20 protein-coding genes and 1 pseudogene are annotated in these 21,421 nt (G+C 39.0%); 8 read left to right on the forward strand and 13 right to left on the reverse strand.

All coding sequences use genetic code 11. The annotated features are described in order from the left end of the window. Positions 1-22: 22 nt before the first annotated feature. Positions 23-1,339, reverse strand: a complete 1,317-nt coding sequence (locus LQ203_RS10130) for an MFS transporter (RefSeq protein WP_230157649.1) — start codon at positions 1,337-1,339, stop codon at positions 23-25. 244 nt (positions 1,340-1,583) lie between these two features. Between LQ203_RS10130 and LQ203_RS10135 the strand changes: the two genes are divergently transcribed. The 6 genes and pseudogenes from LQ203_RS10135 to LQ203_RS10160 form a co-directional block, all read left to right on the forward strand. Continuing rightward, positions 1,584-2,408 (forward strand): glycerophosphodiester phosphodiesterase family protein, encoded by an 825-nt coding sequence (locus LQ203_RS10135; RefSeq protein ID WP_230157650.1) that lies wholly within the window; start codon positions 1,584-1,586, stop codon positions 2,406-2,408. A 299-nt stretch (positions 2,409-2,707) separates the two neighbouring features. Then, positions 2,708-2,995 carry a hypothetical protein gene (locus tag LQ203_RS10140; RefSeq protein WP_230157652.1) on the forward strand — a complete coding sequence of 96 codons (288 nt, stop codon included), beginning with the start codon at positions 2,708-2,710 and terminating at the stop codon, positions 2,993-2,995. Positions 2,996-3,022: 27 nt separating this feature from the next. After that, on the forward strand, positions 3,023-3,808 hold the full coding sequence (gene yidC / locus LQ203_RS10145) for a membrane protein insertase YidC (protein WP_230157653.1): 786 nt from the start codon (positions 3,023-3,025) through the stop codon (positions 3,806-3,808). Positions 3,809-4,719: 911 nt separating this feature from the next. Next, entirely contained in the window at positions 4,720-5,679 is a 960-nt protein-coding gene (locus LQ203_RS10150) for an amidase domain-containing protein (RefSeq protein ID WP_230157656.1), read from the forward strand. A 93-nt stretch (positions 5,680-5,772) separates the two neighbouring features. Then, positions 5,773-6,051, forward strand: a complete 279-nt coding sequence (locus tag LQ203_RS10155; protein ID WP_230157659.1) for a hypothetical protein — start codon at positions 5,773-5,775, stop codon at positions 6,049-6,051. A 352-nt stretch (positions 6,052-6,403) separates the two neighbouring features. Next, positions 6,404-6,550: pseudogene (locus LQ203_RS10160) on the forward strand (IS5/IS1182 family transposase); the annotation flags it as partial. 199 nt (positions 6,551-6,749) lie between these two features. Here the strand turns inward: LQ203_RS10160 and cphA are convergent. Next, complete coding sequence (cphA, locus tag LQ203_RS10165; protein ID WP_230157661.1) at positions 6,750-9,371, reverse strand: cyanophycin synthetase; 2,622 nt, start codon at positions 9,369-9,371, stop codon at positions 6,750-6,752. Continuing rightward, entirely contained in the window at positions 9,368-10,180 is an 813-nt protein-coding gene (locus LQ203_RS10170) for a cyanophycinase (protein WP_230157664.1), read from the reverse strand. Before LQ203_RS10170 ends, cphA begins: the two co-directional genes overlap by 4 nt. A gap of 183 nt (positions 10,181-10,363) precedes the next feature. Between LQ203_RS10170 and LQ203_RS10175 the strand changes: the two genes are divergently transcribed. Next, a complete protein-coding gene (locus LQ203_RS10175) occupies positions 10,364-10,786 on the forward strand; it encodes a pyridoxamine 5'-phosphate oxidase family protein (RefSeq protein WP_230157666.1) in 423 nt (140 codons plus the stop codon). A gap of 202 nt (positions 10,787-10,988) precedes the next feature. Here the strand turns inward: LQ203_RS10175 and LQ203_RS10180 are convergent, their stop codons facing one another. From LQ203_RS10180 to LQ203_RS10210, 7 genes are all read right to left on the reverse strand, one after another. Continuing rightward, positions 10,989-12,029, reverse strand: coding sequence for a M42 family metallopeptidase (locus LQ203_RS10180; protein ID WP_230157873.1), 1,041 nt, complete (start codon positions 12,027-12,029; stop codon positions 10,989-10,991). A gap of 260 nt (positions 12,030-12,289) precedes the next feature. Beyond that, on the reverse strand, positions 12,290-12,478 hold the full coding sequence (locus LQ203_RS10185; protein ID WP_230157668.1) for a hypothetical protein: 189 nt from the start codon (positions 12,476-12,478) through the stop codon (positions 12,290-12,292). Positions 12,479-12,590: 112 nt separating this feature from the next. Then, a complete protein-coding gene (gene opp4A, locus LQ203_RS10190; RefSeq protein ID WP_230157670.1) occupies positions 12,591-14,354 on the reverse strand; it encodes an oligopeptide ABC transporter substrate-binding protein in 1,764 nt (587 codons plus the stop codon). Between the two features lie 19 nt (positions 14,355-14,373). Then, positions 14,374-15,279: an ABC transporter permease gene (locus LQ203_RS10195; RefSeq protein ID WP_230157672.1), complete on the reverse strand. Its 906-nt coding sequence runs from the start codon at positions 15,277-15,279 to the stop codon at positions 14,374-14,376. A 16-nt stretch (positions 15,280-15,295) separates the two neighbouring features. Then, on the reverse strand, positions 15,296-16,261 hold the full coding sequence (opp4B, locus tag LQ203_RS10200; protein ID WP_230157674.1) for an oligopeptide ABC transporter permease: 966 nt from the start codon (positions 16,259-16,261) through the stop codon (positions 15,296-15,298). Between the two features lie 15 nt (positions 16,262-16,276). Then, positions 16,277-17,203, reverse strand: a complete 927-nt coding sequence (locus LQ203_RS10205; protein WP_230157675.1) for an ATP-binding cassette domain-containing protein — start codon at positions 17,201-17,203, stop codon at positions 16,277-16,279. Further along, positions 17,181-18,206 carry an ABC transporter ATP-binding protein gene (locus LQ203_RS10210; protein WP_230157676.1) on the reverse strand — a complete coding sequence of 342 codons (1,026 nt, stop codon included), beginning with the start codon at positions 18,204-18,206 and terminating at the stop codon, positions 17,181-17,183. Before LQ203_RS10210 ends, LQ203_RS10205 begins: the two co-directional genes overlap by 23 nt. 494 nt (positions 18,207-18,700) lie before the next feature. Here LQ203_RS10210 and LQ203_RS10215 point away from each other — a divergent pair, with 494 nt between their 5' ends. After that, positions 18,701-19,336 (forward strand): Bax inhibitor-1/YccA family protein, encoded by a 636-nt coding sequence (locus LQ203_RS10215; protein ID WP_230157677.1) that lies wholly within the window; start codon positions 18,701-18,703, stop codon positions 19,334-19,336. A 220-nt stretch (positions 19,337-19,556) separates the two neighbouring features. On the opposite strand, the gene LQ203_RS10220 is transcribed toward LQ203_RS10215, so the two are convergent. The 3 genes from LQ203_RS10220 to LQ203_RS10230 form a co-directional block, all read right to left on the reverse strand. Continuing rightward, on the reverse strand, positions 19,557-20,099 hold the full coding sequence (locus LQ203_RS10220; RefSeq protein ID WP_230157678.1) for an acyl-CoA thioesterase: 543 nt from the start codon (positions 20,097-20,099) through the stop codon (positions 19,557-19,559). Positions 20,100-20,230: 131 nt separating this feature from the next. Next, positions 20,231-20,695 (reverse strand): M15 family metallopeptidase, encoded by a 465-nt coding sequence (locus LQ203_RS10225; protein WP_230157875.1) that lies wholly within the window; start codon positions 20,693-20,695, stop codon positions 20,231-20,233. A 149-nt stretch (positions 20,696-20,844) separates the two neighbouring features. Next, positions 20,845-21,351, reverse strand: coding sequence for a DinB family protein (locus tag LQ203_RS10230; protein ID WP_290370564.1), 507 nt, complete (start codon positions 21,349-21,351; stop codon positions 20,845-20,847). Positions 21,352-21,421: the final 70 nt, after the last annotated feature.

Genomic DNA, 21,421 nt, shown 5'->3' on the forward strand with positions numbered 1-21,421 from the left:
GCTTTGCTCCATTCCCTTTTTTTCATTTCACTTCTTCCAACTTTTTCAATTTCAAAAGAAAGCCCAGTCCTATTACCGCCAGGATGATCAATGACCCTAATGCCATCCTGCTCGCCAATGTACCCAGGTCATGGAAAATCAGCGTAATCGTTCCATACAAAAGAGGGCCGATTATTGAAGAAACTTTGCCAGAGAATGCAAATAGCCCAAAAAACTGTCCCCTCTTCTCCTTTGGAGTCAATTCAATGATATAGGTCCTTGATGTCACCCACATCGAACCAAGCGAAATGCCGAACATACTACCCGCAACCCAGAACCAAAGAGCAGTTTGTGCAAATACCGCTACAAATAAAGCGACTAAGAGGAGAATGCCCACATAAGTCACAGCGAGCCGCGGTCCCTTTGACTGAGTGATGTATCCAAACAGAAACGATCCGACAATACTTGATACTGTCGATACCAAATAAAGCAAAATGAATCCGCTTGAAGAAAATCCAACAACAGTCTTGGCATAAACGGCCATCATGCCAATCGTGGTCGCAATTGCGTCGTTTAGAAAGAAATATGCAATCATGAATGTAAATACCAATCGATAGGATTGCATCTCTTTAAATGTTGTCATAATTTCCTTATAACCTGAAATAAAAGGTTCTTTTGCTTTTTGCTGTTTTGGAGTCTCTTTTAAAAAAAAGAATAAGGGAAGGGAAAAAACCAGAAATAAAATGGCTGTTGGCATAAAGGCTTCATGTGAACTCCCTTTACTTATAAATGGATAGATGGACAGCCCTACTAACGTTCCTAGATAACCGACAGCCACCCCAAACCCAGAAATAAGCGGCAATTGCTGTTTCGTTCCCAGATCACTCATCATCGCATCATAGAAAACAAGACTTGAATGATAGAAAAACTTAGCAATCACAAATAAAAGAATGACGACCGCTAACGAAATGGGAATGCCAAGAAATTTCCCATCGAAGGAATATCCCCCAAAAATCCCCATTGTAAATGTGCATGCAACGGAAATGAGTGTGAAAATCATGATGTGTTTTTTCATTTTTCCCGTTCGATCGATCATCACCCCAAAAAGTGGGGAAAACAAAACTAGAAACAAACTGGCAATTGCATTCGCGTAAGAAATGAAGGTGCTCGCAATCTGATCAAGGACAGCATTTTCCCCAATCTGTTCCTGGAGGAAAAACGGAAAGAAAATCGTATTGATATTAGAAGAAAAAATCGTGTTGGCAAAATCGTAAAAGGCCCAAGAAAGAATGGGCAGGGAAAAATATAATCCAAGATTCCCCTTCCACTTTTTAGACTTCGGTTTCACTTGCAATTCCATCTGCTTTCCCCCCTTATTGATACTTAATTTATAAGTATTCCATACCTTTCCAATAAATCCTTTTAAGTCTGAAAATGGATAACCGCATTTCCTTGAAACAGGAATCAAAACATGATTTTTCCCAGCCTAACATGTAAAATTATGAAGTGAGGATGTTAAAGTACAAACTTTTTTTATTTCGTTTAAGTTAGAGTATAGGATATCGAAGAGTTTCCAATCATGTGTCTAAAAGGAGTGTGAAAAGGTGATCACATTTTTTCTTATTATCTTGGTAATCATCCTTGGCTTGTTCATTCTTTACATTAATAGAACGAAGCGTGATTCCCCTGAGGACTTCATCATTAAGCAACATCCCCCCCTCAAAATTGGACATCGAGGTGCATCCGGATATTGCCCAGAGAATACAATGGCATCTTATAATAAAGCAGTTGAATTGGGAGCAGACTTCCTGGAAGTGGATATACACCTTAGTAAAGATGGTGTACTTGTAGTCCATCATGATCCTACGCTGGATCGGACGACAAACAGTAAAGGGAACCTCCGTGATTACACAGCGGCCGAATTAAAGGAATTGGATGCTGGAAGTTGGTATCACACTCGTTTTAAAAACGAAAGGATTCCTTTACTAAGTGAGGTATTGGAAAATTTCCGGTCAGAAGTTGGAATCTTGATCGAAATAAAACATCCTTCTTTTTATCCCGGCATTGAAAAGAAACTTGCAGAAGAATTAAGAAAATTCCACGAGTACCCATCAAATAATAATAGGATCATGGTTCATTCGTTCGATATGGAATCCATGAAAAGGTTCCATCAACTAATGCCTGACATCCAAGTAGGGGTTTTGATAAAGCGGCGTATTACTGACCAAAAATTAAAAGAAATAGCAGAGTTTGCTTCATTTTTGAATCCTAAACATACGATTTTGAAAACAAAGCTGCAAATGCGAATCCAAGAGCACGGAATGAAAGTATATACATGGACCGTCAACAATAAAAAACAAATGCGCAAGTTCAAGAAGATGAAGTTAGATGGCATCGTTTCTGATTACCCTGATTATCTTTTGGATTGAAACTCTTGAATTAGAAGCAAAAACAATGCTTTTTTTTACATGTGTGCACTTTAGCTCGTAGTACTTGAAGCTTGATTCTATATGCACTTTTAGCATCAAATTCTTCTATCAGAAAATATTACCTGTGTATTTTTTGAAAATATCCCTATATTTTTTAGCTTTCTTACATTAGAATCTGATATAGTGTTCTTAATGATTTAAGTTCAGTAAGATCGAAAGTTATCCAGGCCCTAACTGTTTTATTATTCAGAGGCCAACCGAACTAAATTTTCTAATCTTAGAAAAAACGAGGGATTCCTATGTGGGAATTATTATTAGAGTTCGATTATCAAACCGTTCGCCATGCGGTATTGGCAGGTTATTTATTTACCTTTGTCTTTCCACTGGCTGCGTTATACTTCTTAAATAAAAATCAATCACTCTTGAACGATAGACATCAAGCTTCCGTTCATTCAGATAAAAGTAAATCCCCTGTTCATGCAGGCAGCATTTTTGACTGGCGCGGTGCACAGCGCTTTTTCACATTTATTAGGAAAAAGGATGCACCCGATGATCCTGATGAGCCAAGCCTCCTTCTAGTTGTTTAATCATTAACAATTCGAGGAGGAATTATTTTGAAGAAGAAAAACATGTTTCTAATGACCGTACTATTTCTAGCAACAACCCTTTTGACAGGATGCTCCGCAGCTACTAGCGGCCCATTTCACACTGCATTGGTTAACCCTATGACAAAATTGCTCGAATTCAATGCAGATTTATTTAATGGTAACTATGGTTTAAGCATCATTATGATGACCTTTTTCATCCGTCTTGTCTTACTTCCACTGACTGCAAAGCAATATAAAACACAGCTCAGCATGAAAACGAAGATGAATGGGCTGAAACCGGAAATGGCAGCAATCCAGCAAAAAATTAAAGAAACGAAAGATCCAGCTAAACAAAAGGCCCTACAACAGGAAATGATGCAGCTTTACCAAAAACATGGAGTCAACCCACTAAATATGGGCTGTCTGCCCCTTTTAATACAAATGCCGATTTTAATGGGCTTTTATTATGCGATTCAAGGGTCCCATGAAATTGCGACACATAGTTTTCTTTGGTTCAGCCTTGGCCAGCCGAATATCGCCATGGCGATTATTGCTGGTATCATCTATTATTTCCAATCGGTCATTTCCATGAGACAAATGCCGGAAGAACAGCAGAAACAAATGAAGCTGATGAGCCTGCTCTCACCAGCAATGATTTTATTCATTTCTTTCTCCGCTCCCGCTGCATTGCCACTGTATTGGTCAATTGGAGGATTGTTCATGATTGCTCAGTCCATCGTACTGCAACGAGTATATAAAAAAGACCACGCCAATGTCCCTGCTGGGAATGAAACGGTTTTGAAAAAAAGCTAATCTTTGGATCAGCTTTAGACTGTAGACAAACTCGATAATAATGGAGTTTTGTCTACAGTTTTTTTTGGGTTTTAAAATTTGACCGTTAATTTCCACACCAGGCACTCACCTTCTGCTGGAGTCTTGTACCTTCCGTTCCACCAACTCTGTTTTTACAGTTAGATAGAACTCCTTTTGCCTTCTTTCCCCGAAAAAACCGATAAGTGCAGAGCATGTATTTTTTGATTCCACACATGTGAACGCCAGTGCGCATAAGCGGAAATTTAAAAAAGAAAATCGTTTATAAAGAAACACGAGCATATTTCATTCATATTATTCTCATTATGGTTATTAGTGTACTATTTCTCTTAATCGGTAGATGTCTACTAAATTAGGTAAATATAATGACTGATAAATGCTTTCTGATCAAATGATTAAAACGGTTGTCTGGTGGCTTTTGTTGATAATAAAACTTCAGTTTACTTGAAAATCCCCCCAACTCCTTGTCTAAGTAAGCGCCACATCATATTTTCAATAACTCCTTATCTTTATTGAATCTCTTTGTTTATTTTAACTTTTATGATTATTTACTAATTTTGATTTTTTTACAATTTAATTTCTTGTCCTTATTGAAGTAAGTCCTCTTTGCTTCATCAATTTTTTTCAATTTAACCGATTTCATAAAAGCACCTAATAAACCAAAGGTCTTAGACAAAAACATTAGACCTTTGAGTAAAAAGAAGGGATTCATACAAATAAACAGATTTAACGTAGGAATAAAGAAGGATTTTATACAAAAAAATCGAATAATATACGAAGAGTAAGGTTAAAAGTACCAAAAAAAATGTAGTTACTCACCGTAAAGGAGGTACGTTGAAAAACTATTAATAATGATGTACTGTAAAAAAATTCATTTGCGAGGAGATGCTTTTTTGAAAAAAATTGCTTTTTACATGTTTTCATTTACATTATTTATTGGTTTTTTCCTTTATCAGGACTCAGCTTCAGCTACTGAAAAAGTAAGAAATGATTATACTTTCGGAGAAGTTGAAACTATTTTAGTGGATTATCTGAATGAAAAAGGGTATAACCTTGAAGTTGGAACTGAAGAGTATATTAACTTTGTAGTTGAACAAATGAACAATGATTCAGATAAAGAGTTAGCCAACCGTGAAGATTACCAGTTAATTTGTGCTTATTTTGCAGAATACCTTCATAGGTTGACTCTAGAAGAAACTCAAAATTACGATCAAGGTCTAGATAACACAATTGATACAGCTACTTTTGAATTAAGTGATGAAGTAAAGGATACAACGTTAGGGGAAATGAAAGACGAAATACAACAAGAAGAAGCAGTTAAAGAACTAGAAAAAATAATAAGCATTGTACCCACGGCGACAGGAACAATCAATCTGACCAATGCCAGATCATACGCTAAAAAGTATTATTCAAGTTATAATACTAGTTATCCTAAATACAGTAATGATTGTACGAACTTTGTTTCTCAAATTTTATTTGCAGGCGGGAGAAAAAAGGTAGGAACCACTACTGCAACTTTAGTTTCAGATACTAAGTCTTGGTTTATAATGAAACGTCCAGATAATACTTTTAGTAGAAGTACATCTTGGACGGTTGTAACTGATTTGTATTCTCACCTAGTTAGAACACAAGTTGGATATAGTAGTACGAGTAAATCTTCCATAATTAAGAATGCGAAATCTGGAGATGTGATACAATTTAAGAAATCTGGGGCAGACCGTTACTCTCATGCAATGTGGATTTATGAAAAACAATCATCCAATCTTTTACTTTCAGGTCATACTAGTAATTATTGGAATAGGAGTTTCAATGCTATAACAGGGTATTCATCATATCGCATTGTGAAAATGTAATAAAGGAGGCTAATTATTATTATTAATAAGAAAAAAAGTATTTGGTTAATTTCAGGTCTAACTTTATGTGTATTTACATTTGCACTTTGGACTGTGTTTTCTTATGAAGAGTCAGAAAAATTTAATGGTTTCCCAATTCCTAAAAATGCTGAAGTAATTAATAGCCGCAAAGGTTTTTCATCTTATTCAGGCTTAGCCGTTTCTGAAACAAAGAAAGATGGACTTCCATTAATATATCGTTTGCATATCAAAGCGAGTGGATGGAAAAAAACCTTCCAGGAGGGCGCTTTGACAACTTACGAAAAAGATAATCACAAAATTGACGTTATTGCAGAAACAAATTACTTATCTATCGGTGTCAATAAAGAGTAGTATAATAGATATTTCTAATAAGATGGGAATATATCAACCTAGAATCATTGAAATTTTTCTGATGTTAATAAGTTTATTCGATTAAGCAATGACAAGGTGGTAGTTTCTAAATTAGTATCAGGACCTGTTAAGCGTTAGTTAACAGAAAATGATTTTGTATCATCAACTGAGTGGTAAGACCTGCTTGATGAGAAGCGCCCTGCGCTCGAATTACGCATATTAGTCGGATCTTTGAGCATCTTGAATAAGTGATTGAAAAAGTTGGAAAACCAGAAGCTGTTGCCACAGATGCAGCTTAAAAACACTAGTCAATACTAACTACATTTTTCGCAAACAAATCACACCAGCTTTACCCTATACACGTTCTCAAACAAAAGAAGGAGTCTTCCGCAAACCTGACTATGTGGACGACGCACATTTTGATTGTTATCTATGCCCATCGGGCGAGGTTATAAAGTACACAACAACAAATAAAGACGGCAATCGTGAGTACAAATCATCCAAATCCAACTGAAGCTAATCCAAATAGATTAGCTTTTTTTCATTCAGGAACATATACAAAGGAAAAGTAATGCAAATGATAAATCAATTTAGACTAATGTACCGTAGAATCCATTTGGTTGTTCAACTTGACTGCTTCATTATGGGGACATTATAAAATAAAATCGTGCATTCCGCATGGCGAAATGCACGGTCTTTTATTTCTTCGGCAATGGATCTTTTGAAACTTTTTCGAAAAACCGTTCAACATATCCGAAATCCGTGTAAAAGAATAATAATAGGTCACCTGGTTGTGATGTTTCCCAGGCTTTTACGAAGGCATCCAATTCGTTAAGCACGAGACAAGTCCGATCTTTATGTAGCCCTTCTTCTATCGCAGCTTCCTGAAGCAGTTTTGCTACCTCAAAGGGTTCCCTTCCCCGTAGATCATCGTCTTCTTTAATGATGAACAAATCAGAATGCATTGCCGCCACTTTAGAGAGCCTGATAAGCTCTTCATCAATTCGGTCCCCTGGCCCTGCCAAAACAGTGATAAGACGATTTCTGTTATAGGCACTGACCGTTTCGAATATGGCTTTTAATCCTGCTTCATTATGTGCATAGTCAATGATGATGGTTCGCTCTTTTAACTTTTTTAAATTGAAACGTCCTTTGGATAAATTCGTATCAGGCATAAACGAGACAGCCTTCTTTCTTAGTTCTTCCATGGAAATGCCTTGTGTATGAGCTGCGGCTAACGCCTGAAGTAAATTGGCGATATTATGACGTGCCATGCCGGAGATCGTTATTGGAATCTTATTGCAATCCATAAATTGATGGATGATACCATCTGATGCATGAAGAATCATCCCTTGCTCATTGACATACCATACCTTACATCCTTCATTAATCGCGGCCTTCACCAGTGGCTGAGTGGCATCCGTAGAGGTGTAGATGACTTGCCCATCTGTATAAGCTTCCATGGCTGCTACATTCGGATCATCCGCATTCAGTATACAGTATCCCGTTTTCAGAACGATTTCGGCAACCAGCCGCTTTAATTTTACAAGATCCTCCAATGTATCAATTCCATCATTTCCGAGATGATCCTCACTCACATTTGTAATGATGCCCACATCACATTGACGAAAAGCCAGACCTTCACGCAAAATTCCTCCCCGTGCCGTTTCCAAAACAGCCAAATCGACTTCAGGATGGGCCAATACCATCCTTGCACTTATCGGGCCACTGCAGTCACCTTGGTCCAATACCTCATCACCGATATATACTCCATCTGAATTCGTCATTCCGACCTTTGTTTTTTCATTTGAAAGAAAGTAATGAACCAATCGAGTCGTTGTCGTCTTACCATTTGTTCCTGTCACTGCGATGATTGGTATAGCTCCCTCTTCCCTAGTCGGGAATAAATAATCGACTATGGCTTTGCCGACATCCCTTTTTTCCCCTTCACTCGGATAGTGATGCATTCGAATTCCTGGCGCAGCGTTCACTTCAATGATCGCTGTCCGAGAATGGTCGATTGGTTTGGATATATCCTCACAGATAAAATCTATTCCGGCAATATCCAACCCGATTGCTCTTGCGGCAGCAACCGCCATGTTCTTAATGGTTGGATGGATCTGATCGGTTACATCGATTGCCTTCCCACCTGTTGAAAGGTTTGCATTGCCGACAACTTGTACCAATTCTCCTTCCTTCGGAATAGTATTAAGCGTCCTGTTCGACTTTTCCAAATAACAAGTCACGGTGTGTGTAAGCGGAATTTTTGACATCGGCTTTTCATGGCCCTCTCCCCGCAACGTATTACGATTTTCCTTTTCTATCAATCTCCGTATCGTTTCTTTACCGTTTCCAATAACATAGGGAGGAAGCCTCAAACTGGATGCTATAAGCTCTCCGTTGACAATCAATAACCGGTAGTCATGTCCTTCAAAATGTCGTTCGACAATATACTTCTCTACATGCGATTCCAAACAATTGATTACATTGAAGAGTTCATCCTTATTCTTGATATGGGTGATGACCCCTTGGCCCTGCCTACCGTTATACGGCTTTATAACCAATGGAAAACCAAGCCTGTCCGCTGAGTCAAAGATATCCTCAATGGAATGGGCAATTTCCCCTTCAGGTACAGGAAGGCCACACCCTTTCAAGATCGCTTTGGTCAATGATTTATCACATGAGTTCTCCACGGCAATATTCGAAGTCTGGCTTGAAATTGTCGCCTGGACATACTTCTGCCTTGAACCTGTTCCTAAACGCAGTAAACTATCATCACCCATTCGTTCGACAGGAATATTTTTTGCTTGTGCTGCCTTAAAAATGGCTTCCGTACTTGGCCCTAGTTTATTTTGATAATAGATTTGTTCAATTTGTTTTACATATAATTGTACATTTATATGGTTTTCATCATTCAGGATGGCTTCCGCGATTTCTTTAGCTGCCAAAAAAGCTTGTAGACCGCATTCTTGCTCCTGATAGTCATATGTAACATAATAATGACCCTTCTTTCCCATCATTATCGTTTTTCCTCGAATGGCATCGATTCCGGCCAAGTTTTGAAGCTCAATTGTCATATGCTCCAATATATGCGCCATCCATGTACCGTTTCTGAGCCTTTCAGCGAACCCTCCTCGATACCCCTTTGAACATGTATGACTTCCAATATTAGGGAGAATCTTTAACAATTTTTCATTGAACCCGGGAATGGTATCAGATGGTTTCTCTTCCAGTTCCCCTATATCCAATTCAATGCAAATCGTTGGTGTATAAGCAAAATAATTGGGTCCTTTTAAATAACGGACTCGATTGATTATCATGGTTGGCTCCCCTTTTTCATCAACAATTTCCTGGTAAGCAGGTCAAAACGATAGCCCCTGGTAAGTGCATGAAGGTTAAATCCCGAGAGAGTCAGCTCTTCACTGCCATTTTCAGAAGATGTGATATTGATATAATTGCTTTTGCTGCCATCAAGCACTAAAACTTGATGTTGTCCAAATACTTCAAAATGGCCGTCATTGACTAAAATAGCTGTATTTTCATCAATGCCAATACCCATAATTTCTTTATTTGCCGCTATTGCGCTTAATAGACGATCAAAGCGTCCACGCTGTGAAAAATGTTGATCAATGATCAGGCCATCCAGGAATCCGAAACCTTGCCCAAGCTCAACCTTTAACTTATCATCATTCAGCATCGTATCAGCGGCGACAATCATATCTTTACCTAAAATGGAAGCACCCGCACTAGTTCCCGCTATCACCATTCCATTATGCCAAGCTCTAGAAAGGGCATGGTGGAATTTGGATTGTCCGATCAATTCAGATAACCGGCTTTGGTTTCCTCCTGTAATGAAGATGGCGGAATAAGAAATCAGCTGTTCACAAAGTGCCGGATCATCCGCATCTTTCCTAGAATCCAACTTGATTACTTCCACCCTTCCCACGCCTAATTCTCTAAAAATCTTGATATACTCCATACTCACTTCTTCAGGAATTTCACTTGCTGTCGGCAGTATTCCTATTCCGCCATCTGAGCGGATTGAAAGCTCGACAAATTTATTTAATACTTCACCCTCAAGGCACTTATCCTCTGCCCCGCCAATGATAAGTAACTCACCACAATTCATTCCTCATACTCACCTTTACATATGGATTAAGATCATTAAATGGCTCTTTAAAGAACACATAATGACTAGTATGGCATCTTGTCTTAGTCTTCATTCATAAAATTGGCAAACTGTAGAAATTTGTTTAACTTAATGAAAATAGAGGAAAAGTAATAGAGTAAAAAATATAAGGAGTGTGCAAAGATGAGCCAAAACCAATTAAAAGAAAAAGCATTGAACATCATCGGTGATCATAAAATAGGAGTTTTATCATCTGTAGAAAATAACAAACCACATTCACGCTATATGACTTTTTTTAACGACGAATTAACTTTATACACACCAACGAGTGCTAAAACGGAAAAAATTGATGAAATTGAAAAGAACCCTAATGTTCACATCCTGATTGGCTACGAAAATGAAGGGTTAGGCGATTCTTACTTAGAAATCTCAGGGACATCTAAAATTAACGATTCACAGGAACTGAAGGATAAATTATGGAATGAGTCATTTGAAAATTGGTTTGACGGTCCGAAGGATCCAAACTATATTCTTCTTCAGATTAAGCCTGAAAGCATCCGATTGATGAACAACAATGGTGAACCTCCACAAGAATTATCATTATAAATTACTATTATTTAGTATTCACGAGTAATAAGGCAAAACTTACGAGTAAATGACCGAAATTCACGAGTAAAACGCCTTAACTTACGAGTAAAACGCCGAAATTCACTGGTATTATGCTAAAAACTCACGACTATAATAAAAATATTGATGAAAAAGCGAATTAAAAACCCGCACTCATAAATGAGTGCGGGTTTTTTCACGATTACACCAACTCCGATTGGATATAATGCAAAATCAGATTGGCTGTATGCTTTAATGAAGAGATATGAGTTCTCTCAAAGGCATGGGAAGCATCAATTCCCGGTCCGATCAAACCATGTACGACATCGTATCCTGCCCGGATCGCAGCAGAGGCGTCCGATCCATAATACGGATATATATCGACGCGGTAGTCAACAGCATTGGCTTGGGCAAGTGCGACAAGATGCTGACGTAATTTATAATGATACGGACCTGAGGAGTCTTTTGCGCAAATTGAAACGCTAAATTCATCCGTTGATTGTCCATCACCGATCGCTCCCATGTCGACGGCCAGATATTCGACTGTTTTCTCTGGGATATTGGAATTTCCTCCATAACCGATTTCTTCATTGTTGGATATCAAGAAATGGGTCGTATATGCCAATTTTATCTTTCCTGCAGAAATAAGGTCAATGATATGAAGGAGGATGCCAACGCTTGCTTTATCATCCAAATGCCTTGATTTCAAAAAGCCTGTATCCGACTCCTCCACTCTTGGTTCAAAAGAGACAAAATCGCCAACAGAAATACCAATGGCCTCCGTTTCCTTTTTAGTTTTCACGACAGCATCTATACGGACTTCAATTGTCTCATCATCACGCTTGGCATCTCCTGCATTTTTATATACATGAACAGAGGTCTGATTGATTAAAATGGTCCCGGTGATAGTTGTCCCGTCAGCCGTATGGATTTTACAATACTCCCCTTCAACAGAATTCCAGCGGAAACCTCCGATCATGGTCAACTTCAGGCGGCCATTCGACTTAATTTCCTTGACCATCGCTCCTAGAGTATCGACATGTGCAGTCAGCAATCGATGTCTGCTATCATCTTCGCCTTTTAATGTGGCAAGTAGTGCGCCTTTATTCGTAATCTTGTATGCAACTTGCCTTTTCTCCAAGAATTCGGCTGCATATTTAATGGCTTGCTCCGAATAGCCGGAGGGGCTAGGTATGGATACTAAATCTTTTATGTATGATACGATTTCCTTTTCTTTGATTATACTCATGCTATCTCTCCTTTCCTCTTTTGTTTATTATATCTTTTCATGCCAACTTTTAACATACAAAGGACCGCCAAAAGACGGTCCTTTGATTGAATTATCTCATATGGGCCAGAACAGGTATGATGGCCATAACTTATGTTGAAATTCCATATTACGCCTCATTCTCCATATTCCTTTTCCACTTTTCACGCCATACCTTATATCTGCTCATTTCTTCACTACTCATAAAGAAACCTCCTCCATGACGAACGTTCAATTTACTTTAACTGTCTTTGGTTGTTGGACATTTCCTTCATATATTCCAAGAAGGCAATTCTCTTTTCGTCTGGATAGGCTACAATGTCTGCAATGATTTCCTCTTCAAGAGGTTTCAGCAATCGACCAATCGATTCAGTAAACAATATTTCTAACTCTCTCTTTGTTTCATTAGGATTTCTCACTTCCAACCACATCACCCTTCCAATTACTTACTATTATGTATATAGCCTTAAACCACACCTTTGAAATGCAAAAAATCGGCCACCTATACAGGCAGCCGATTGAAATCATTCAATAATATTATTTGGTTACGCCCACATTATGCCATTGATATTGGCGACCTGCAAGGTAATCATAACCCGTAACCCGTTCATTCACTCCCGCCAATTGATAACGGAATAATGTCGGAATGACTGGAACCTCTTCATGGATCAATTCTTGCCACTCATTATACGTATCGATCCGATATTGATCATCAAATGCTTCCTCTGAAATCCCTTTCGCCAGAAGCTCATCATTTTTATCATTCACCCAGCGAGTATAGTTAAATTCCGCAGACCTAGCCCATAGACCTGATGGATCCGGATCAGAAGCGACTCCCCATGCAGCTGAATAAACATCCACTTTATCATTATCCTTTTTCAATAGGTCGTAGAATGAATTGAACTCATGCAGCCTACCATCCTGCAATTCAACGTCCAAACCTACTTGTTCCCATTGTTGGATATAATACCTTGCAAGCGGCTCGGAAACATCGGAACCGCTCATGGAAGCAAAATTGATTTTAAACTCTTTCCCATCCGCATCTTCACGAATGCCATCTTTATTTGTATCCACAAATCCTGCTTCATCCAAAAGTTTTTTTGCTTTTTCAGGATCATATTCATAGGCTTTTACATCTTTATTGTTATATTTGAAGTTTGGTGTAATGACCGAGTTGGCAGGGAAACGAAGGCCCTTGTACATCTTTTCGCCCACTTCTTCATTATTGATGGCATATGCCATCGCCTGACGAAGGCGTTTGTCACCGAATTTAGGATTCTCATCCATAATATTTTCTTCTTTTTCTTTATCATAGTAGCCGAAATTGAAACCAATATAGGAATAAGCCAATTCAACTTTCCCCAATAACTCGATATTATCCAATTCCTTAGCCTGATCATATTGCTCAGCCAAGACCTCGGCTACATCGAGGTCACCATTTTCAAGTGACTTAACGACGACTGACGGATTCACGACTTTCAATGTGATACTGTCCAATTTAGGTTCACCGCGGTAATAATCCTTATTCGCTTCAAATTCGACCGCTTCCCCTTGAACGATTTTCTTCACTTTAAATGGTCCAAAACCAATCGGATTTTTACGGATTTTATCCGAAGATTCCAAATCTGCTATAGGAACATCTTTTAAGTATTCTTTATGAAGCGGGTATGTCCACAATCCAGTCGTAACGGAAGGATTCGCTTTCTTGAATGTGAAAATGATTTTCTTTCCGTCCACCTTAATGCCTGAAATGCTATCCGCTTTGCCTTCATGATACTCTTCCATACCTTCGATTAAAGCCATTTGTTCATCATAGCGTACACCTTTGTAATCCTTGCTTCCCATGACAAGATATGCATATTCTAAATCCTCACCTGTCACAGGTTTCCCATCATGCCAGTTTACATTATCCTTAATCGTCAGCGTCACCGTTTTATGATCATCTGAAATCTCATAAGTAGCGGCACCATCATTCGTGAACACATAGTTTTCATCTGTATCCAATAGATCTTCATCAAAGAATGTGATAACTTGGTTATCCGGTTCTCCTTGATAGAAAACTTTGTTTAATATCCCTTCAAACGGGGTATCTGATACCAATCCATATGTCAGGTGGCCGCCTTTGATCGGCTCTCCTTGATTAGTTGTCTTTGTCGGGAATTTAGAAGCATCGACCTGTTCGACAGCTTTCCCTTTTTTCTCTTTCGTTGACGATTTCTCCGTATCATCCGAACATGCTGCAAGCAGTAGAGACGAAATGGCCAATGCACTTAATACCTTACTATAGCTTTTGATCTTCAAATCATACACTCCCCTTTTTTTATCCTCTTCTTTGTCTTGCATCGGCGGCGCGTTTTAACGCTTGACCAACGAAATTTATACTCAGCATCAACACTAATATCATGAGTGATGCGGGTACCCATATCCACCACTTGTTTTCCAGAACATCTGGATTACGAGCATAACTGATGAGCGTCCCTAAACTCGGTGTGCTCTCTGGAAGACCGAATCCTAAGAAAGTCAAACTGGATTCTAGGCCAATATTGCCTGCGAGGTTCAAAATAAAGTTAACGATGATCAGTGAACTGACATTGGGCAGAAGCTGAAAAAGAATGATTTTCCAATGAGGCGTCCCAAGTGTCTTTGAGGCATGGATATAGTCCAACTCACGCTCTGATAAAGCTTTTGAACGAATCAGCCGTGCCTTTCCTGTCCATAAAAACAGCGTCATGATCATGATGAAAACATATACGTTGAAGACTGGTACAATCGTGACTACAACAATGATGAACATCATTTGCGGAAGGGCAATCACGAAATCGATAATACGCATGATCACATTATCGGTGGCCCCGCCAAAGTAACCAGATAGAAGCCCTAATGTTAAACCGATGATTGCCGTGAATAAGGTGATGAACAAACTGATCGTGAATGAGTTCCTTGTACCGATGATCAATTGACCGAATACATCCCGTCCACCATAATCGGTACCGAGCCAATAGTCTGAAGATGGTTCCAAATAAATGGAGAGGAAATCGACCTTAGCAATTTCCTTGGCATCCATGAAGAATGAGGCACCGTAAACGAAAACCAATATAGCCACTAATATAATCAATGAGCCCATGGCAAGTTTATCCTTTTTGATTTCCTGCCAAATGATTTTCATTCCTGAAGGGCTCACATCTTTCACTTGTATGTTCTTTCCGGTTTCTACTTTCATTTCCATACGACTCACCCCGCCCCTATTCTATCCGTATGCGCGGATCGACCGCACTAAGTATGATGTCTGAAAGAAGAGTGCCAAGCAGAGTGGCAAATCCCGTCATCATGACGATAGCCGTGACAACGCTGAAATCCCGCAGACTGACTGAACTAAGGAAAAGCTGCCCAAGTCCCGGATAACTGAAAATGGTCTCGATTATGACAGCGCCCCCGATCAATCCAGTAATTTCATACCCCAAAAATGCTGCTATCGGTAAAAAGGAATTTCTAAGAATATGACGTGAATATACTTTTGATTCAGGTACTCCCTTTGAACGCGCAGTTCTTACGAAATCCTTGATTTTATTATCGATGATTTCATTTCGTAAGTATTGGATCGTACTTGTTGTTGCAATTAACGCTGTACTTAAAGCTGGTAGAATCAAATGATTGATCTTACTAACAACATAGGCGAATGTTCCTTCATCCACTTTTGAATCGACACTGCCACCAGAGGGAAACCAATCCAGGGCAAAGCCGAAAATGAATAACATGATTAACGCAAAGATGAAAATCGGTGTGCCAAACCCTACATAACTATATCCTGTAACGGTTTTATCCACCCAGGTATCGTTATACCTACCACTGAGTATGCCTAATGGAATAGCAAGCATATATGTAAAGATCAGAGTGACCAACGCCAGGAACACCGTGTTCCAAAGCCTGTCTTCGATAACATCCATAACAGGTGTTTTATGTGTATAGGAAATACCGAAGTCCCCCTGTACAGCATTGGATGCCCACCTTAAATATTGTTGATACCAAGGGTCATTCAAACCCAGCTCTTCCCTGATCCTATCAAGTTCGGCAGGATTTGCCCTAGGATTGATTTCCTGGCCTGATAAGGCATCTCCAGGCATTGCTTTTGCCATCATGAAAACGATGATGCTCAATAAAAAGAGCTGTGGGATCATAACTAATAAACGTCTGAGGATAAACTTCCACATATTCTTTCCACCTCCTTATAGTAATGCGACTCTATGTGTTGATGAGATTGGCTTCAAATCGTAAGCACGTCCATTCTCATCGAAAAATTTTGAATAGGAAGACTCATATTCTGCCGTAAGTTTTTTCCTAAGCTTTACCTTATCCCCACGAACTTCAGGCTCTAAATCAGGAATGGCGGCAATCAGTCGTTTCGTATATATATGTTGGGGATTTTCATAGATTTCATCACTTCTGCCTTCCTCTACTAATCTTCCTCGATACATAACACCCATCCGATCACACATATGCCTGATTACGCCTAGATCATGTCCTACAAATAAATAAGTCAAATTGAACTCAGCTTGAAGATCCTGGAGAAAATTCAATACCTGCGCTTGAACGGAAACATCAAGGGCTGATACTGGTTCATCGGCAATGATCAGTTTAGGTTTCAATGTCAATGATCTGGCAATCCCAATCCGCTGGCGCTGCCCTCCCGAAAATTCATGTGGATACTTGTGAATCGATTCTGGACTAAGTCCAACTTTGTCCAAGAAGTCCTGAACGATTTTCTTTTCCTCTGCAGGTGATAACCGTTCAAAGTTCCTCAACGGTTCAGCTATGATGTCCAGCACCCTTTTCTTTGGATTCAATGATGAATATGGGTCTTGGAAAATCATTTGGATATCTTTTCTGAATGGTTTAATCTCTTTTCTACTTAAAGCTGCTAAATCCCTGCCTTCAAACAGGATTTGTCCCGATGTCACATCATTCAGCTTGACAACTGCCTTACCAGTCGTTGACTTCCCGCTTCCTGATTCCCCGACCAGACCATACGTTTCCCCTTGTTGCAACTCAAAGGAAACACCATCCACGGCCTTTACATGATCGACCACACTTCGGAAAAAACCGCCCCTTATTGGAAAATGCACTTTTAAATTATCTACTTTGAGTAATGTCATGGGTCAATGCATCTCCTTCAGCTTGGAAATAAAATTCTTTATAGCAGGTACAACGTACAAAATGTTCCTTGCCCACTTCATGAAGTTGAGGCCTCTCCTCATGAGCATGTTTAGGAATCCATGGGATCCTATCTTGGAAACGGCATCCAACCCTATCCATTTTTGCGATTGATGGAACGATTCCCTCAATAACATGTAAACGATTTTTCTCACTTGTAGCTGAAGGAATTGAATTTAATAACGACCTCGTGTATGGATGCAGCGGATTGTTGAAAATCTCTTTAACACTTCCCGTTTCCACTACCTGACCTGCATACATGACAACAATCCTGTCAGCGACTTCTGCTACGACGCTCAGATCATGTGTAATTAGAATAATCCCCATTTTAGTCCTGCTTTGGATATCTTTCAGCAAATCAAGAATTTGCGCTTGAATCGTTACATCCAGGGCTGTTGTTGGTTCATCGGCAATGACCAGGGCTGGATTGCAAGCAATGGCAATCGATATCATTGCCCTTTGCCTCATGCCACCCGAGAGCTCATGGGGATATTGCTTGTAAGTCCGCTCAGGATAAGGAATTCCTACTTGTGTTAAAAGTCCGATCGTCCTTTTCTTTTTTTCATCCCCGGAAAGGTCAGTATGATAATCGAGATTTTCCTCGATTTGTTTTCCGATTGTCATTAGTGGGTTCAAAGCCGTTAAAGGTTCCTGGAATATCATCCCCATTTCCTTCCCCCGGACCTTATTCATTTGCGTTTCATTCAACGTTAGTAGATTTTGATCTTTATACTTTATGGTTCCTTCGGATTTGGTCCTTTGTTTATTGTGTAATTGCATGATAGATAAGGCCAATGCACTCTTTCCACAACCTGATTCTCCAACAACGGCTACAATTTCATTTTCATTCACCGTAAACGAAACATCATCCACCGCTGCATGATATTTGTTCCGGATTCGAAAAGAGGTAGTTAAGTTTTCTATTTGCAATATAGCTTTATTCATCCTTGCTCCCCCTAAACTATTTTATCGGGAAAATAATTAATCTTCTGATAATTAGTTAAGATTTTAATCAATTTTTAACATTTACACAATAGTTTTTATGCAAATTAATTACATTTATTTCATTTTTTATAACTTTAGGAATAATTTTCTGATATAAAAAATCGTTTCCTTTATAACTGTTATACAGTAAAGTTATGCAGTCATAAAAAATGCATAGAATAAATATTTTTAAATTTAATATTTTAAGATATTAAAAAACACTCTTTGCATGAACCAATTGAACTTGTTGCTCCCTCTGCAATTAATATAAAAACTGATCAAATATTTTAATATTTCAGAAAAATTAGTTCGAAGGTAGGATAAACATAAATAAATATTTCTTTCATATATATTTCAAGACTTAGAAAAAAACACCTTTATTTCATTACAGGCAATGAAACCTTTTTAAAACTAATTCGTAGAAAACGGTATAAAATAAATGATGAGGTGATTGAATGTATTCTCAAACTGTACAAACATATATGCCCTCCGTCATGCGGACGTTCGCTTTATCTCTTGCAGTATCCGTATTAGGGATGGCACTAGGCACTATTGTTCCGCCATCTTTGTTTCTTCCCTTAGCGATCCTCGAAATCGCCATGTTGATCGGAGCATTCATCATGCGGAGGAAAAAAGCGATCGGTTACACATTCTTGTATAGCTTTACATTTATTTCAGGAATTACCACCTATCCGATAATTGCACATTACTTAGCAGCTGCAGGGGCTAATGTGGTTATCTTAGCCGGTATTACGACGACTGTTGTATTTGGCGGTCTAGCCATTTATGCTACAACCACCAAAAGGGACCTTTCTTTCTTGGGAGGAATGTTATTTGCGGCCTTGCTTGCTTTAGTGGTCATTAGTATTTTTAACATTTTCTCGCCTTTAAGCTCCACCGCGATGCTGATCTTTTCATTTATTGGGATATTAGTTTTCAGTGGATATATTTTATACGATTTCAATCGAATGAAGCATTACGGAGTAACAGCTGAAGAAGTGCCGCTCATGGCCTTGAATCTATATCTTGATTTCATTAACCTTTTCATTAACATCTTACGTTTCTTTGGTATTTTAGCAAGCGATGACTAAATACGAAGTGAATGATAAAGGATATAGTAAGTAAAGACGCTTGGACTGTAACCAAGCGTCTTTTCACGTAAATGTTCGAATACTGGCCAAGCATCCGTCTTTGATAAGAATATCCATCAAGCCATTTTACTTACCATGACAAGATTAAAAGACCAAATCACAATACAATTTGGTCTTCAATTGGTACGGTTTCTTTCATTAAACAAGAAATGTGCGTCTCTTATTTATATAATCCTGGATTTGATTGATCGGTCCACGGCAGTTTCACACCGAAGGTACTTGCAATGAACTGTGTTTCTTCTCTTCTCTTTTTCCTTACTTGTGCCCGTTGTTTTGCCGATTCATTTAAGTTCATTTCCATCTCTGTTTCAGGAACCAAACGTGGAACCGGTATTGGTTTACCTTCTTCATTTATGGCCACAAAGGTCAAAAAGGAAATGACGCATAAATTCCGGTCCCCTGTAACTAAATCCTCTGCAATCACCTTTACGATGATTTCCATTGATGTTCTGCCCGTATAAGTCACGAAGCTTTCCAGGCAAACTGCATTTCCTTCGTGAATAGGGTGCAGGAAATCGACAGAATCAGTTGATGCCGTAACAACGTTGCTTCTCGCATGACGCATGGCGGAAATAGCTGCTACATCATCAATGTATGCCATTAATTTGCCTCCGAACATCGTACCAATATTATTTGTATCAGGCGGGAGGACAAGGCTTGTTTTTATGACCAAAGAGTCCCGGCAATTTTTTATTTCTTCCATGGTGACTGCACTCCTTTATGTCTATTTATCACTAGTCCACTTTATCGAATTCTTACCTGTAAAGCAATTCACATGCTTATTTTCCTGCTTTCAGTCATATTTATTCGAAATAAAATAAAGCAGCCCCTAACTCACTGTCCATTTGGCTGCTTACCTTGCTGCAGCTCTCGCAGGCTCAAACCAAATGTCATTTGTAAATGAGGATAATCCTTAAACCCTGCCCAATCCCCACCCCAATCAAAACCTAACCCTTTAGCGATTGTGACGACTTCCATCCAATCCGATTTCCCATTATCATTGCCGTCATATTCCATATCCCAAATGGCCTCGCCCTGTTTGTTTAGGAGGGCAAAATCTATTGCCAAGCCGAAATTATGAAGCGACTCCCCTCCTTTTGCATTTGTTACGATGTTCCCCTTCGTTAAACGACCTTTTTCATAGAGTGCATTTTGCTCGTCTAAAGAACGGAACCCTGCTGTAATGATTACCGTGATGCCTAATGCATTAGCCTGTTGAATGAGTTCATCTTGTTTTTCGGCAACGATCGGCTGCAGCTCGTCAGTAAGTTTGATATCATCTAGATCAGGTGGCAGCATAAACTTGATCAAGAGTCCCAACAACAATCCGAATAACCCCAATACAAGACAGGCCCTTAACCATTTAACATTCACTGAATGATCCTTCCTTTACGAATAACTGTCTGAAAGCGAAAAACTCAACCAAAGACGGATGAGTTTTTCTTCCTTTATAACTTTGATTTCAATTCTTCTATTTGCTTTAAATGTCTTTTTTCATGCAGTCCCACAAATGGAATCCACTGCTTCAAGCTTAATTCTTTAAACAGCAGGTGGGGAAAAGACTTTTGTTCGAGATCATTTTCTTTTGCATGGTCAACGACATGTAGAAATGCTTTACGGGAGTCAGATAACTTATCCTTAACCTCATTCAAAGTTTGAAATGACTCTGACGGAATGACATATGGCGGGGCCTGTACCTTCACTTCGCGATTTAAAGTGAGCTCGATCGGTTTATCTCCAGCAGGAATCCTCTCATCGCTTTGCAATTTATCGGCAATGCTTTTTGTTATGGCCCTCTCCATTAAATATAAATGATCCAATACCTGTACAATGCTCCAGCGGCCTTCTTCTGGATGGGCGTTCAGCTGTTCATCCGATAGTCCGGTAACAGTATTTAACAGTTCTTCTCTGATTTTTTCATTTTCATTCATTTTAGCATCCCCTTTTCTAGGCATGGTTAGTCTGCATTAATTATTCCATGTTATATATGAATGTGTAAAATAATAATACTTTTTTGCGCCTTAG

It is taken from the genome of Peribacillus sp. Bi96, from assembly GCF_918698115.1.
Classification (GTDB): domain Bacteria; phylum Bacillota; class Bacilli; order Bacillales; family DSM-1321; genus Peribacillus.